At 41.0% G+C, this 14590-nt stretch carries 14 protein-coding genes; 6 read left to right on the forward strand and 8 right to left on the reverse strand.

Translation table 11 applies throughout. The annotated features are described in order from the left end of the window. Positions 1-44: 44 nt before the first annotated feature. The 4 genes from RIV7116_RS26640 (at position 45) to RIV7116_RS26655 (ending at position 2331) form a co-directional block, all read left to right on the forward strand. Positions 45-1028: a PRC-barrel domain-containing protein gene (locus RIV7116_RS26640; RefSeq protein ID WP_015121432.1), complete on the forward strand. Its 984-nt coding sequence runs from the start codon at positions 45-47 to the stop codon at positions 1026-1028. A 351-nt stretch (positions 1029-1379) separates the two neighbouring features. Then, positions 1380-1667: a PqqD family protein gene (locus RIV7116_RS26645; RefSeq protein WP_015121433.1), complete on the forward strand. Its 288-nt coding sequence runs from the start codon at positions 1380-1382 to the stop codon at positions 1665-1667. After that, positions 1639-2112, forward strand: a complete 474-nt coding sequence (locus RIV7116_RS26650; RefSeq protein ID WP_015121434.1) for a lasso peptide biosynthesis B2 protein — start codon at positions 1639-1641, stop codon at positions 2110-2112. The genes RIV7116_RS26645 and RIV7116_RS26650 overlap by 29 nt, the downstream gene beginning before the upstream one ends. 12 nt (positions 2113-2124) lie before the next feature. After that, positions 2125-2331 (forward strand): Nif11-like leader peptide family natural product precursor, encoded by a 207-nt coding sequence (locus RIV7116_RS26655; protein ID WP_015121435.1) that lies wholly within the window; start codon positions 2125-2127, stop codon positions 2329-2331. A gap of 86 nt (positions 2332-2417) precedes the next feature. Here the strand turns inward: RIV7116_RS26655 and RIV7116_RS26660 are convergent, their stop codons facing one another. From RIV7116_RS26660 to RIV7116_RS26690, 8 genes are all read right to left on the reverse strand, one after another. Continuing rightward, positions 2418-3665 carry a cytochrome P450 gene (locus RIV7116_RS26660; protein ID WP_015121436.1) on the reverse strand — a complete coding sequence of 416 codons (1248 nt, stop codon included), beginning with the start codon at positions 3663-3665 and terminating at the stop codon, positions 2418-2420. A gap of 10 nt (positions 3666-3675) precedes the next feature. Then, positions 3676-4455: a cyclopropane-fatty-acyl-phospholipid synthase family protein gene (locus RIV7116_RS26665; protein WP_015121437.1), complete on the reverse strand. Its 780-nt coding sequence runs from the start codon at positions 4453-4455 to the stop codon at positions 3676-3678. Position 4456: 1 nt separating this feature from the next. Next, positions 4457-5710 (reverse strand): hypothetical protein, encoded by a 1254-nt coding sequence (locus RIV7116_RS36625; RefSeq protein WP_198287556.1) that lies wholly within the window; start codon positions 5708-5710, stop codon positions 4457-4459. Then, positions 5647-6621, reverse strand: a complete 975-nt coding sequence (locus RIV7116_RS26675) for a serine kinase of the HPr protein, regulates carbohydrate metabolism (RefSeq protein WP_015121439.1) — start codon at positions 6619-6621, stop codon at positions 5647-5649. Before RIV7116_RS26675 ends, RIV7116_RS36625 begins: the two co-directional genes overlap by 64 nt. Positions 6622-7017: 396 nt before the next feature. Next, positions 7018-7173, reverse strand: coding sequence for a lasso RiPP family leader peptide-containing protein (locus RIV7116_RS36100; RefSeq protein ID WP_015121441.1), 156 nt, complete (start codon positions 7171-7173; stop codon positions 7018-7020). A 24-nt stretch (positions 7174-7197) separates the two neighbouring features. Further along, positions 7198-9054 carry an asparagine synthetase B gene (locus RIV7116_RS26680; RefSeq protein WP_015121442.1) on the reverse strand — a complete coding sequence of 619 codons (1857 nt, stop codon included), beginning with the start codon at positions 9052-9054 and terminating at the stop codon, positions 7198-7200. A gap of 215 nt (positions 9055-9269) precedes the next feature. After that, positions 9270-10937 carry a tetratricopeptide repeat protein gene (locus tag RIV7116_RS26685; protein WP_015121443.1) on the reverse strand — a complete coding sequence of 556 codons (1668 nt, stop codon included), beginning with the start codon at positions 10935-10937 and terminating at the stop codon, positions 9270-9272. A gap of 174 nt (positions 10938-11111) precedes the next feature. Next, positions 11112-12650 carry a YifB family Mg chelatase-like AAA ATPase gene (locus RIV7116_RS26690; protein WP_015121444.1) on the reverse strand — a complete coding sequence of 513 codons (1539 nt, stop codon included), beginning with the start codon at positions 12648-12650 and terminating at the stop codon, positions 11112-11114. Positions 12651-13191: 541 nt separating this feature from the next. Here RIV7116_RS26690 and RIV7116_RS26695 point away from each other — a divergent pair. Together RIV7116_RS26695 and RIV7116_RS26700 are read left to right on the forward strand one after the other, a co-directional pair. Beyond that, positions 13192-14139 (forward strand): acyl-CoA desaturase, encoded by a 948-nt coding sequence (locus tag RIV7116_RS26695; RefSeq protein ID WP_232435725.1) that lies wholly within the window; start codon positions 13192-13194, stop codon positions 14137-14139. Positions 14140-14207: 68 nt separating this feature from the next. Next, the gene (locus RIV7116_RS26700) at positions 14208-14555 is read left to right on the forward strand and encodes a histidine triad nucleotide-binding protein (protein ID WP_015121446.1); all 348 of its coding nucleotides are present in this window, start codon (positions 14208-14210) and stop codon (positions 14553-14555) included. The last annotated feature ends 35 nt before the right edge of the window (positions 14556-14590 follow it).

The following is a 14590-nucleotide window of genomic DNA, read 5'->3' on the forward strand; positions in this document are numbered from 1 at the left end:
TAGTGTATAGATAAACCGGATTCGAGATCGGGACTCGGTAAATAATGACCTCTGAACAAATTATTAGACGCTCGGATATTTTAAACACCCAAGTAATCACCCGCGATAACGGGAGAAGGCTCGGCATCGTCAACCAACTGTGGGTAGATATTGATAGACGAGAGGTTGTGGCACTTGGCTTACGAGACAGCCTGATCTCCGTTTCTGGAATACCGCGCTATATGTATTTGAGTAGTATTGACCAAATCGGCGACGTGATTTTGGTTGATAACGAAGACGTGATTGAAGACGTAGATACCGAAATCTACAGCAATTTAGTTAATTGGGAAGTAATTACAGAAGCCGGAGACGTATTAGGAAGAGTACGCGGTTTCAAATTTGACGGTATCAGCGGTAGAATTACATCTATAGTAATTGCTTCTTTAGGGCTGCCACAAATACCAGACCAAGTTCTTAGTACCTATGAACTATCAATGGACGAAGTAGTCAGCGTTGGTCCCAACCGGCTGATAGTATTTGAAGGAGCAGAAGAAAGGGTTACTCAATTAAGTGTTGGTGTATTAGAACGTTTAGGTATTGGTAAAGCTCCTTGGGAGCGCGAAGACGAATACTACAATGCGACTCCTAAAACCATAGCACCAGAAAATCAACTGCCAACGGGAGTACCCTTAGAAGCACCCCAGCCTAGAGTACGCCGCCCAGAACCTGTAGCAGAAGAAGTTTGGACGGAAGACGACGCTTACGAAGAAGCCCCCCGTCGTCGAGTAATGGAAGCACGCCCATACGAAGAAGAAACTATCCGCTACGAAGAAGAAGAAGCTGATAACTGGAGCGAGGCAACCGGTAAAGATAAGTATCAAGCATCACCCCAGCCTTTCCCAACTAAAGCATATAAAGAAGACTACGACACCTACGACGACGACTTAGAAAAAGACGCTTGGGAAGACGAAGAAGCACCAAAACCAATTAACATTCCCAAGAAAGTCAAAGAAAAGCAGCCAGAATACGAAGAAGAAGGCGGATATTAAGTTTGGTTAAAAATTAGATTTAGAGACGTAGCAGTGCTACTTCTTTAGGGGAGTTAGGAATTAGTTTCTAGCTCCTATTTTTTGAGAATGGGTAATTGAGAATGGGTAATAGGGAAAAATTGTTACTCCTATGCCGCTCCTGATTGTTATCTCCATGAAACTTCTTTTTTCCTGCCCTGCGCCGTGGTGAGCTTTCGAGTTTATTAGAGGAGGGTGGTCAAACTACTATAGTCAATATCAACTGATTTTAGTACTAAACGCTACTAAGGGTTAAAGTCAAATATAATACTTGATAACTGAATAAAATTAAGTAATTATAGCAGGAAACAATCTCGATAATTACAAAAAAGAATGTCACAATTCTCATTAGAGCAGAAAATATTAACCGCACCAAATGTATTGGCTCAAGACTTGGCAGGGGAGTCAGTATTGCTTAATATCAAAACCGAACAGTATTTTAGCTTGGATGACATTGGTACTCGGATGTGGCAAACCCTGATAGAGAAAGACTCCATCCAGAGCGCCATCGATGCCTTGCAAGTTGAGTATCAAGTAGAGCCAGAATTGTTACAGAAAGATGTAAAAAACCTCATTGAAGAATTATTAGCAAATGAATTGGTTGAAGTTAGTAATTCGTAAATGTCGCAGAATTTGGGGGCTAGACGGCAATTCGCGTTGGTTGTTGCTGCAAGCGTTTCTGTTGCTGCCCCTAGTAGCTATATCCTTAAAATTTTGGGGATTAAAGCGTACTCAAACTGGTTTAGCACAACTGTTAGCAAGTGCAAAAAATCCGGTTGAAAATAGCCTTCGCCACTCCCAAATTATTAAAACAATTGCCATGGTGCGCTTGGCAGCAAGATATTACCAACCTTGGGCTAACTGTCTGAAAAAATCCTTAGTGTTGTGGGGTTTGTTAGCTCACCAGGGAATTGAGTCCGAATTGCGGATAGGGGTGCAACGAGAAGCAATGAAATTTGAAGCCCACGCTTGGGTGGAATGTGAAGGATTTGTTCTTAATGATACTCCAGACGTGCGCGATCGCTATGCGATGTTTGAACGTGCAATAGAAGTCAATCTTTCCTAAATAAGAAAACTAATGTCTGTGCAAACTGCTTTACAATTTATCGAAAAATTACGGGTGGATGAAGAGTTAAAAAAAAGACTTTTAATTAAAAGTAATACCCCTGAGTTAGAAAGCTTCGTTAAACTTGGGGCTGAAGTTGGTTTAAGATTCACGGTTGAACAACTCAAAGCAGCGCATAAGCAGGATTGGGCTATGCGCTGGTTGGTTTATAATTCTTAAGTTTTTCTGATATAGCAGATTAATTTGAAAAAAATGATGGGCAGGCTGCCCATTACGTATTTGGCTCAACCGAAAAACGCTATAAATTAAAAAATAACTGGCAAAGATTTCAAACCGCGTCCAAGAAAAGAATCGTCCCATTCAAAAGATTCGGTTGCTATGGATAACTCAGGTAAACGTTTTACTACGGTACCAACAGCAATTTCTGCGACTAATCTACCTAAGTGTTTACCGATGCAATTATGAATTCCTTGACCAAAAGAAAGGTAAGGATTGGGTTTCCTTCTAATATCAAATTTGTTGGGTTCGAGAAATTTTGCGGGGTCTCGATTTGCAGCAGCGATGATACAATTGACTACTTCACCTCGATGAATTGTTTGATTTGATAATTGAATATCAGATAGTGCTGTGCGGGAGATACCTTGAACCGGACTTTCATAGCGTAATACTTCTGAGATGGTTGTTTCAATCAAGGATGGATCTGCTTGTAACAGATATAGTTGTTGCGGATGATTGAGTAATGTCAGTATGGTGTTACCAATTAAATTTGCTGTTGAAGAGTGTCCCACAGCAAACATAAAGATGCAGGTGCCTAAGAGTTCTTCTTCGCTAATTTCACCATTAGCTTCTGCTTCAATTAGCGAGCCTATCAAGTTATCTTGCGGTTGAGAACAACTGCGGCATTTAGCAATCCAACTGCGGAAATATTCAGCCAAACCAGCTATTGTCAACAAACCTTGTTCGTTAGCGATGGGAGTCACATCCACATCTGCAATAATCGATAAATTATCCGACCACTGTTTGAAACGGGGATGCCATTCTTGTTCTGGAATTCCCAAAATCTTACAGTTGACACCCAGGGCAAGGGGATATGCTAAATCCTTAATTATATCTACCTTTCCCGAGTTTTTCACCCCATCGATGAAATTGTTCACATTTGCACTGATGTGCGATCGCAATGTTTGAATCCGCGATGGAGTAAAGGGATTACGCAACAAGTGACGGATTCTAGTATGATCGGGAGGATTGAGTAGTACTAACCACAGCTTCATCAGTTGTTGACTTTCCTGACGTAGAGACAAGAAGTGGTTTATTGGTTGTTGGTTTGCAGTTTGTAGTTTTGGTTTTTGCTGCGAACGACCAAAGCTAGGGTTTCTAAAGACTTCTACAATATCATCATAACGCGTCAGCACCCAATCGTTTCGTTCGGATCGATAGTAAATTGGGTGATGAGTTCGCAAATAATCATAAGTGGGATAGGGGTTAGCGCGAAATTGTGGCGAGCGCGGATTAAATTCTAAAGGCGCAGTTTGGTTATTAGCTAATTTACTCATTCTTCTTCCCTCATTCTGCCACAATATCAATTAGCGGAAATAACTGACACCACCTCAAAGGCGATTGCAAGGCGATATCAACTAAACTGCGAAGGGTACCTAATTGCCCTGGAGGTTGAGCATCACCATAAACGCGATCTAGATTTTGCTTCCATAGCGCTATAGTTCGTAGGGATTGAAATCGTCTATCTTGCATAAACTTTATTTTCCAACCTGCTGATTCCAAATCCCGAACTAGTTCGGAAACCTTGCAAAGAACTATAGAACCACCAAAGGTTAATCTTTCTCCTGAATAGCTATCCGCAGCGCAACTTTCTGACAAAATTAAGCGTGATGCACGAGAACGCATTTGCCGTAACAGCTGAGCTTTGTTGCGAATATGGGAAATCATTTCTAAGGAGAAGACTATATCATATTCGTCAGGTAATTCATCTATATCTTGGTCTAAATCTTGTTGCAGCACATTTAAACCCAGGCTCCGGCAATATTCTACCTGTGCAGCGCTACATGAAATCCCTGTCACAGAACAATTACGCTCTGCAATTAACATCTTAGCTCGTCCACCCCAACCACAGCCGATGTCTAAAACCCGCGAACCAGTCGGAATATAAGGATAAAAATTTCTAACTGTTTGTTTTAAACCAGTTTCTAAATCTTCAGAACCGCTAAAATAACCAAAATGGTAATGTAAATCTTCGCCGATAATCTGCTTCCATTCACTAATAGAATCCTGAGAATAAAAGTTATCTAAATCGAATTTTGCTTCCGAATTAACCGTCATTTCATTCATGTTAAATTTTTCCAGATAACCATTGATGTTCAAACCAAAGATAAGCTTTAGCTGAAAGCTGACCTTGCTTACGCCAAGATATTTTAATATGGCTTAATCGGCGTTCAAATACGCTAAAACGTTCCCTTGGCTGCAAAAGGGAATCAACAATTAAATTATTTGGCCAAGGTGCTTGAGCGTTAATCGGATTAGTAAAACCCGACCATTTTAACAATGCATCTCGTTTTTGTGGTTCGCACAAACCTTGTTCTACTAAATAATTGAAGAAGGTATTCCAGCGAGATTCAGAATCCGGTTGATTGAGGAAAATACATTCTAAACCAATCTGCGGATAAATTTGCTTCCCTACATCCAAACAAACTGTAATTCTATCCACTAAACCAAACAACTGCTTCATCAACGCTTCTAGTTCATTTGTTTCATGCTGCCAGCCAATTTTTTGTAAATAGGGAATCAGCAATTGTGGTTGCAAACGTTTGACATTGACTCGCAAAGCTGGTGCATTTCGGGATAACATCGCACCAATGTGACTGATAAATACTCTATCAGGACAAGATTTAAAACAGCGATAGAGTTTTTCTTTCCACTCACACCAACCCGAATCTCCTAAAAGTAAATCCAGGGATTTTGTGGCGATGGGATAGGTTTCAACTGCTGGTGATACATCTTGCTGCAAACCGAAAAAAATCGCAGGAATGGGTAGAGAAGCTGATGATATCAAGTCGGGATGATTGGTTATCATTGCATCCGGGAGCAACCCTCCCCTTGATAAGGGGAGGGTGCCCTTTAGGGCGGGTGGGGTATTTCCGGATTTACAAGTAATTAAGTTGATTGGATATGATTTATCAATATCAAATTCTAACCAAATTTCCGTTATGCTGTTATGGAGTGGGGATAATGATGATGACCACTCAGTTAAGAAATCATTTAATCGAAACCAACCTGGATGTGCAGATTCTCCACCCTCTGAGGTAGCAGTTGCAATCAACTCCCGCAATAACACTAACTCGCTTTCGCTTCCTACAATGCACTGCTGTAAATCTACCTCCGGAGCATTGACATTGAGACGACATTCAAAACCACCCCGCAGAATCGGCGCTAAATTACCAACCAATGCTTTTAAACCCAATACTGCATCAGGTGTAGCTAATGTTGGCTCCAGATTCGGTAAAAGTACATCAAGGGATTCTGTTAGGGTTGAGTGCATTTCTCTGGCGTAATTATATTGCTCGCGTCTTCCACAATCGCCTCGCATAATTGTGGTAAAGCCTCCAAATTATCGCTGCGAATAACTTTTCTCACGGGCACCTTCCCAGCCAAGCTACTTAAACCAGCAAACTCCTGGGCTTGTTTATCCGCAGCTAACTTTAAATGGCTTACTGAGCGGTGTGTCATCAAATTCATCACCGCTGTCATTGGGGGAATCGGTTCAATTTTCGGTGTAGTAAATTCGGATTGCCTTTCTCCCAAAACGTAGATAGCTGCTAAGGGGAGGGGTTTGTTATAAAACTGCGATTCACTATTGTTTGTTAAATCTACAAAGCGTTTCTCAGAAAAGCTGAAAATTCTATCTAAAGCATCTTGTGAGCCGTAGAGAGCATTAACAGATTTTGGCCACAATCTCAGACGCGGATAACCGGGTTGTACTAACCAATCTCTAGCGCTATAGTTTATTGCGGCAATATCATCGGAGAGAATAGAGTATCCCCGTTTAACAAGAGCCGCTGCTGTGGTTGATTTACCCGCTCCACTTTGACCTACAATTGCAATAGCCTGCTGACCAATTCTGACCACACAAGCATGAAGACAAAGAGTACCTCGTAACCGCAAAGTGCAACCCAAAACCTGTCCCAACAGCAGCGCACTCACTTGTTCTAGAACTGAATAAGTCCAAGTTGCCCAAATGCGATCGCCTTGAGGGTTAATCTCAAAATCAAGTTGTCCCTCACCGCGGAACCACAAATTTAAGTAGTTGCCATCATCTCTGGAAATTACCTTGATTCCAGAGCTAATACTTTCTACTTCTGCTGAGGAAGGTTGGGATTCCCCAATTAAATCAACCCAGACATCAACCGGAGCATTAGCTTGAGCAGGAATTAAACCAGGTATTGGTCGGTTAGATTGTAGCGTTAAGCCATAAACTTTATATTTAAAGGAATTATTCATTCAATCTAAAATACTTTGTTGTAAGTAATACAGCATATTAAGCAGGGGTGTACACACATCTAGTAAGATCCCCCTAAATCCCCCTTTAAAAGGGGGACTTTAAATCCATTATTCTCGTTCCAAGGCTCAGCCTGGGAACGCAATTCATGAGGCTCTGCCTCGCAATTAATGAAGCCAGAGCATTCAACTGTGTGTTCCTTGCCGTCTTACAAGGAACAAGTGACTCGACGAAATCCAATCCCCCCTAAAAAAAGGGGGGTTAGGGGGGATCTAAACGGTGTAACTTATCTAGAAGATTTATGTTTACACCGCAGCCTTAATAGTGAGACAGCTTTAACTCAAATTCCCCCAAAACGTTCTTCAAGACTAGCTAAAGCCAAAAATGATTCGTTTTAATTACGAAGCATAATTATTAGGTGAGGAACCGCCATCGAAGCCATTAAACGGAAAGTTAGGGGCATTGGCTTGTGTCACTTCACTAACATTACCAAGTTTCTTCAGTTGAGGACTGTGGTATGCCTTGGTAACTTCGTTTTGATTCATTTGAGACATGATAAAGACTCCTTAATTTCAATTTCAAATTAGAGATAAACTCGGTCTAGTCTTGATTTGCGGACGCTGTTGATGATGCAGCCAGTATGCCAATTGCAGGGCTGGAATAGCCTGATGGTAAGTGGCAGGAGTCAATTCTGCAACGGCTTGCAGTTTTTGCAACAGCCTGTCATTGCTGACATAAGGACTCAACAGGGGTGTTGCAGTCAATTCCTGCATCCAGGGCTGAATACCTCGCTGCTGCATTAAGTTGTAATGTGCAAACCCTTGCAGAGGTGTTTTAGACCGCAGCCGCACCGAATCAGGCAACAGTCCTTTCATCGATTTCCGTAGCAGGAATTTATCTTCCAACCAGGGGAATGACGGCACCGACAACAAATATTCCACTAACCGTACATCGAAAAACGGAAAGCGAACTTTAACCGGAAAGCCAGTAAAGCCCGGATCTGACCAGGCAAAGATATTCGACCATAAGGGAGAAGTGGTCATCCCGTAGCGGTCTTTCTGTGGTGATACAGTAAATCTTTCTTGCAGTCGGGCTTTCAAGTTCGCTCGTTCTGCGAAGTCTGGGTTCAACCAATCGGGCAAATCAATTTCCTGTTGCCCTCTTTTAAGCCATCGACGCAATTGGGTTCTCAACCCCAAAGGCGGTAGACGGCCAAAAGAGCGGAGATAACCCACTCCATCAAGAATAACATATTTCAGTTGGTCATTAAGTACTAAATTACACCAGTAGTCTCGTGATGGATAAAGTGCCGGGTCGCCACCAAAACCAGCAAACAGCACCCGACTGTACCCAGCTACGCGCCGCGTAATCTCTACTTCAGCGACTTGACTAGGAATCAATAAAGGTTCGGGATAGATGTATTCTGGGTGTTCTTGAGGAGCTTGCCCGATGAAGTCTTCCGCTACAAGGTACTCAAGAGGAAAGCCAGCTTTTTCAGCGACTTGTGTGGCATAGTCTCCTTCTTTGTCGGGTATCAAGTGTTTATAAATAATTGAATAAGGCCGAAAATCTACGGAGGAGCTAGTTGCCGTCATTAATTTATAAGCAGTAGCTGCAATACTTGTAGAGTCCATGCCTCCGCTTAGGTGAGTTGCAGCCGAATCAGTTCGCAATCGGTCAGCAACAGACCTTTCAAACAACTCCTGAAACTGCTCTACATAGTCTTCCGAGCGCTTGTAACGTAAATATTCAACCTCTTTGGGCAACTGCCAATAACGCCGAACGCGCACCTCACCCTCCGACCAAATCAGCGTGTGTGCAGGAGGTAACTTTTGGATATCGGCAAAAGTGGTGGTGGCAAAATTCATGTTCATGCCCAAAACGAGAAAATCGGCGATCGCATCTTCGTTGAGCCTATCCGACACCTGTGGATGGAGTTGCAGACACTTGATGTGATTGCTAAAAATTAGACCACTACCAACTTTTGCATAGTAAAAAGGCACAACGCCAAACTGGTCTCTAGCACAGAACAAACGCTGCTCGGTGCTATCCCAAATAGCAAAAGCAAAATCCCCACTAAATCTTTCTAAACAAGTCTCTCCCCAAGTCTGATAGGCATGTAAAACGAGGTCAACATCCGTTGCCTCATTCCCTAAATTACATCCAGAAGCACGCAACCGTTCAATCAAATCATTACGCCGATCCAAACGAATATCCCCAGTAATCCAAACCTTTCGATTCAAACTGTAGGGTTGCCGTTCTTTTTGTGATTCCCAAGTTGTCTGCAATAGAGCGTGTGCGAAACCGATATGTTTGTCACTCCAAATATCCTGAGCATCAGGAGCTTGAGGTGCCATCACATCAGTCATTTGCCGTAATAGAGTTGGATCAACAGGTTTACCGTCGCCATTGATAATACCGAAAATACCGCTCATATAAGTTTATATAACAAGATTACTTGTTTAATTTATATCTTAGTCTCTAAGTATAAACCCCTTATCGACATTTCTGGGTCTTAAATTATACAATCATTATGATGCTTTTGTGAAGTAATTAACTCCGATATAAAGTAATTAATAATACTTATTTGATGTATTGTTAAAGGAGCTTTGCGTAGAATTAGGAATTTAACATTGATAATTGATAACTATCAAAAATCCAACACATCAAGCGATTCTTCAATTTCCAAATCTAAAATCTTTTCTTTAGTATCCTTATGTTCGTGCACCTTACCCGCTTTCTGATATAAATCTGCCGCGATTTGAAAATCAGCGATCGCCCCTTGGGTATCTCCTAATTCATCCCGCACCTTACCGCGATTGATATAAGCATCTGCATCGTTAGGATTTATTTGTATTGCTTGAGTGTAATCTTCAATTGCTTCGGGTTTGTTTCCCAGCTCGTAAAAACTATTTCCCCGATAAAAATAAGCATCACCATCATAAGGGTTTATCCCGATTGCCTTTGTAAAATCTTCAATGGCTGGTAAGTAATCGCCCAAATCGCAACGTGCATTGCCACGCTTTTTGTAACCAACTGCATCATCGGGACTTATTTCGATGACTTGCGTGAAAACTTCAATGGCTCGCTGATGATTCTCGCGCTCTAAATTATCTTTATTGTTATCTGTTGTAGAATTATGAGAATTTTCTTCGATATTGAGATTCTTTTGCTGCGATTCTAATCTTTGTGTTTCTAATAAATGAGGATTAATTTTCCCGGCTTGAGTGTAATCTTCAATTGCACCTTGACTATCTCCAATCATAGAGCGCGCATCAGCACGGTTCTGAAAAGCTACCGCATCGTAAGAATTAATTCTAATTGCTTGAGTATAATCTTCAATTGCTCCGTAATAATCTGCTAATTCATATCGAGTCAACCCGCTTTTTATATAAGCCTTAGCGAAATTAGGATTTATATTTACTGCTTGAGTAAAATCAGCAATTGCTTGACTATAATTTTTCAAACAGTAAAAAGCATTACCGCGTTTGTAATAAGAATTGGCATCGCTTTTATGAATTTCTAAAGCTTGACTATAATTTTCAATCGCAGCATCATAAAGTTTTTTGTTGAAGCATTCATCACCTTGCTGAATATAAAGCTGATTTAAATTTTCTTGAGTTTCAACAGGTGTCACAATAGGTGTAGCGATTTGATTTAGCGATGTTTTCAATAATTGCTGCTGGGGAGAAATATTTGCAGGAATATAACTTGTAGAAGCCTGTAAGTATTCTAAATAAGAACGTAACCCACCAGCATAAAATAATTGTTCGATTCCAAAAGAAATTTTACCAGTTCTCAACTTAATCATTTCAGTTGGTAAAAACCCAGCCAAAACCATATTATATTTAGATTGCGCTTCATTTACTTCTTCCTGAATTAAAACGCAAACAATAACCGCATTTTTTTGTACTTCATCAACAGAAACTGACCATCTAACCTTATTAAAATAACCGTGGCGAGATTTAACTTCAATCCCAATTAAAGGATTGTTAGTTAACATAAAATCTACATTACCATCTCCACCGAATCGCTTTTCATAATCGACTTCAGTAATAAAATCAGCCAACCTTTCTTTTACTACTTCCTCACCCAACTTTCCCTTGAGATAGCTAATAAAAACATCGCGCACCGAAGAAACGCGCTTGTACTTCTCTGCCATCACCCAGCAAAAATCGCGTAACTGTTTTAACCTCTCACCAGAGATAGTACTTAGTTCGCTATGTTGACCAACACTTTGACAATGCAGCAAACAACCATCAGCCAAACGTCTGATAAAGTCAGATTGTAAACTTCGCAGCAAGCTACTCCAATCCATCTACAGTTGTGCATCTTCAGGGTTTATTTATTTTAGATGAGTATCAACTATTGGTAAAGATGAAAGTAATTATACTTAAGAAGAGAGAGGGTAGAGGGGGAAGAGGGGGAGTAATTACCAATTACCAATTACCTATTACCCATTCCCAATGCCCAATGCCCCATGCCCATTTGATTATTGCATTCTATCTATTGTCCGATATTGAACGGCTTCAGCTACATGATGGGGCTGTAAATTTTCATCGCCAGCTAAATCTGCTATAGTTCTCGCTACTTTTAATATACGGTCGCTAGCTCTTGCTGATAAACTTAATTTTCTAATAGCCATTTCTAATAAATTGCGTGATGCATCGTCTAGCTTGCACCATTTCTGGAGATGACTGCTTTGCATTTGGGCATTGCAGCGAACAATTTTTTCCTTTGCAAATCGTTTGGATGCTCTTTCCCGTGCAACTAAAACTCTTTCTCTAACGGTTGCCGATGTTTCTCCGTTGGGTTGCTGGGTAATTTCTTCAGGTTTTAAACGATTTACTGCAACTTGTAAATCAATTCTATCCATCAACGGCCCTGATAGCTTACCCCAATATTGTTCTCTCTTATTCGGGGAACAGGTACACTGCTCGATGGTATCGCCATAAAAGCCGCAAGGACAAGGATTAGTACTCGCTACCAAGGTAAACTGTGCGGGAAACATTACAGATTGTTTGGTACGAGAAATAGTTACTTGCCCATCTTCTAAAGGTTGACGCAGAAATTCTAAAACATCTCTTTTAAATTCTGTTAACTCATCTAGGAAAAGTACGCCTCGATGTGATAAAGAAATTTCACCAGGGCGGGGATAGCTGCCACCACCTACTAAAGAAGGACCACTCGCCGAATGGTGGGGACTTCTGAAAGGGCGATCGCGTATTAATGTACCGCGATTTTTGAGTAAACCAGCGACGGAATAGATGCGGGTAACTTCCAAAGATTCGTCAAAAACCAACGGCGGCAAAATATCGGGTAAACGCCTTGCCAGCATAGTTTTACCGCTTCCGGGAGGACCAACAAATATCAAATTATGCCCTCCTGCGGCAGCTATTTCTAAAGCCCGACGTGCGTGGGCTTGTCCTTTAACATCTTTTAAATCTAGATGATGAGTAAATGCTGTGTCTTCATGGCACTCTTCTACAGTTTCATCAAGCTCTACGGGTTTATAACCTGTAGGGTTATTTAAAAAATCAGCAACATCAGAGATATTTTCAAAACCATAAACATCTAATCCTTTAACAACTGCCGCCTCCTGAGCATTATCAGCAGGTACAACCAAAGCCGTAATTCCCATATTTTGCGCCGCAGCAGCGATTGGTAATACACCAGCTACTGGGCGCAAACTACCATCTAACGAAACTTCACCCAGGAATAAAAAATCACCTAGTAAATCGGGATTAACTTGGTCGGAAGCCGCTAAAATACCCACACTAATAGGTAAATCAAAACAAGGACCTTCCTTACGTAAGTCGGCAGGAGTCAAGTTAATTACAATCTTACGCATCGGGAAGGCAAAACCCGCATTTTTTAAAGTTGCTTTTACCCTTTCTTTTGATTCTTGAACCGCACTATCGGGTAAACCCAACATCACAATTGCCGGTAAACCACCCGAAACATCAACTTCCACACCTACCTTAATCGCATCGATACCGACAATTGATGCACTCCAAACTCTAGCAAGCATATTTATATAACCGATTAGTATAAAAACTTTTAACTCATCAGTTATAGCTGAAAATTATTTTATGTTGCTTGTTGTACTCGCGCTAGTTCTACGCTTGCTACTAATCTCTATAAAACCTCTTTCCTCGGCGTACTCTGCGTCTCTGCGGTTTTTTATCAGTTCGTAGGTTGAGTCAAGCGCACGAGGAAATTAGGTATTATAAAAAATCTATAATAATGCTTAACCCAACATAATTTTTACAAGCAATTGCGATGTTGGCTTACGACACGATTTAAAGATTTTCGTTACAAATCCAGTTTTGTTTTCGTGTCTAACCCAACCTACTGATTAGGAGAAATTCTGTAATGCAAACCCAAACTTTCTGCCTAATTCTCAACGAAACCAAAAGTGGTTCGTTAATTTAACTAGCTTATTTTCGCTATAAATCAAATTTTTTTTGCTTCCAATACCAGTTTTAGAAATAGCTTGTATTAGTACTAGTTCTCAACTACTGTCTTTAAAGGTGATTATACGGTTGGACTTCCGCATAGTTAGAACTTAAATGGCTTCCTTCTCAATACTTTCAGGACAGTACGAACAAATGAGGCAGTATTCCCCACTTACGATTGTTGCTTATGTAATCGGCCCGATATTGATTATCTTCAGTCATTTCGGGTCGTTGCTCGTTTTAATGACTGGTTTGTCATGGGGCGCTGCTGCGTGGATTGTATTTTTATACTTAATCCGAATGTTAGGAACAACCGCTATCTACCACAGGTTACTTACCCACAAAAGCTATCAAGCTCCAACCCCAGTTCTATGGATTGGCAGTTTTATAACGGCATCAGCAGGACAGATGGGACCTAGCTGGTGGAAAGCGCATCATATGACTCATCATCAACATGCAGATAAAGAACTAGATCCTCATTCACCAAATACATGGGTTAATAAAATTAAAGGATTTTATTGGTCGCAAGGTGGTTGGTTGCTATCACCTAACTTTTTTCCAGATAAGTTACCTAAAGATGTTGAAAACGACATTGTCTTAAAGGTTATTGACCGTTTGCATTTCGTTCCTGTATTAGCACTTGCCGCACTTTCATATTTCATCGGTGGTGTTGAATATCTTGGTGCATTTTTTCTCAGCACAACCTTGTTATTCCACGGCGTACAAACCGTCAACTCCCTTTCTCATATTGTCGGCGATCGCCCGTTTATTACCAACGAATTCAGTCGAAATAATCTTTTTGTCGCAGTATTAACCTTGGGGGAAGGCTGGCACAATCTTCATCATGCCTTTCAATCATCCAGTCGGCACGGGATAACGATTCGTTCTGGACGTGTTGCCTATCTTCCAGATCCTACCTATAGCTTTATTAAAATGCTTGAATATCTTAATTTAGCATCAAAGCTGAGAATTCCTAGCGAAAACAATCTTTTAGCACGTTCGAGGCACAAAAACGTTCAAAATCTAAAACTTTCACCAGTATTAGAAACATCAGTGGATTAGATGACAAACCGTTGAACTCTCTGTCCTATCATTAACAATTGATGCCCTGCGATCGCAATAAATAAGAAATGACAGCACAAGACACAATTTTCGGCAAAATTATTAGAAAAGAAATCCCAGCAGACATTGTTTATGAGGATGACTTAGCATTAGCCTTCAAAGACGTTAGCCCTCAAGCACCAGTTCATATTCTAGTTATCCCCAAAAAACCGATTCCCAAACTAGCCGACGCTTCACCCGAAGACCAAGCATTAATGGGACATCTTTTATTAACAGCCAATAAAGTAGCCGAAGAAGCCGGATTAAATAACGGATACCGCACTGTTATCAACACCGGCTCCGACGGAGGACAAACTGTCTATCACCTACACATACATATCCTTGGTGGAAGACAAATGAAATGGCCCCCCGGTTGAGAAGATTGGGCATTGGGCATTGGACATTGAGGATT

The sequence above is a fragment of the Rivularia sp. PCC 7116 genome (genome assembly GCF_000316665.1).
GTDB lineage: Bacteria > Cyanobacteriota > Cyanobacteriia > Cyanobacteriales > Nostocaceae > Rivularia.

What these genes read in the sequence shown, in the direction of transcription:
- RIV7116_RS26680 (WP_015121442.1), bottom strand. Translation starts at nt 9,054, where the DNA reads ATGAGCGGTATTTTCGGTATTATCAATGGCGACGGTAAACCTGTTGAT.
- RIV7116_RS26690 (WP_015121444.1), bottom strand. Translation starts at nt 12,650, where the DNA reads ATGCTTGCTAGAGTTTGGAGTGCATCAATTGTCGGTATCGATGCGATT.
- RIV7116_RS26645 (WP_015121433.1), top strand. Translation starts at nt 1,380, where the DNA reads ATGTCACAATTCTCATTAGAGCAGAAAATATTAACCGCACCAAATGTA.
- RIV7116_RS26650 (WP_015121434.1), top strand. Translation starts at nt 1,639, where the DNA reads ATGAATTGGTTGAAGTTAGTAATTCGTAAATGTCGCAGAATTTGGGGG.
- RIV7116_RS36100 (WP_015121441.1), bottom strand. Translation starts at nt 7,173, where the DNA reads ATGTCTCAAATGAATCAAAACGAAGTTACCAAGGCATACCACAGTCCT.
- RIV7116_RS26675 (WP_015121439.1), bottom strand. Translation starts at nt 6,621, where the DNA reads ATGAATAATTCCTTTAAATATAAAGTTTATGGCTTAACGCTACAATCT.
- RIV7116_RS26685 (WP_015121443.1), bottom strand. Translation starts at nt 10,937, where the DNA reads ATGGATTGGAGTAGCTTGCTGCGAAGTTTACAATCTGACTTTATCAGA.
- RIV7116_RS26655 (WP_015121435.1), top strand. Translation starts at nt 2,125, where the DNA reads ATGTCTGTGCAAACTGCTTTACAATTTATCGAAAAATTACGGGTGGAT.
- RIV7116_RS26640 (WP_015121432.1), top strand. Translation starts at nt 45, where the DNA reads ATGACCTCTGAACAAATTATTAGACGCTCGGATATTTTAAACACCCAA.
- RIV7116_RS26695 (WP_232435725.1), top strand. Translation starts at nt 13,192, where the DNA reads ATGGCTTCCTTCTCAATACTTTCAGGACAGTACGAACAAATGAGGCAG.
- RIV7116_RS26700 (WP_015121446.1), top strand. Translation starts at nt 14,208, where the DNA reads ATGACAGCACAAGACACAATTTTCGGCAAAATTATTAGAAAAGAAATC.
- RIV7116_RS26665 (WP_015121437.1), bottom strand. Translation starts at nt 4,455, where the DNA reads ATGAATGAAATGACGGTTAATTCGGAAGCAAAATTCGATTTAGATAAC.
- RIV7116_RS36625 (WP_198287556.1), bottom strand. Translation starts at nt 5,710, where the DNA reads ATGCGAGGCGATTGTGGAAGACGCGAGCAATATAATTACGCCAGAGAA.
- RIV7116_RS26660 (WP_015121436.1), bottom strand. Translation starts at nt 3,665, where the DNA reads ATGAGTAAATTAGCTAATAACCAAACTGCGCCTTTAGAATTTAATCCG.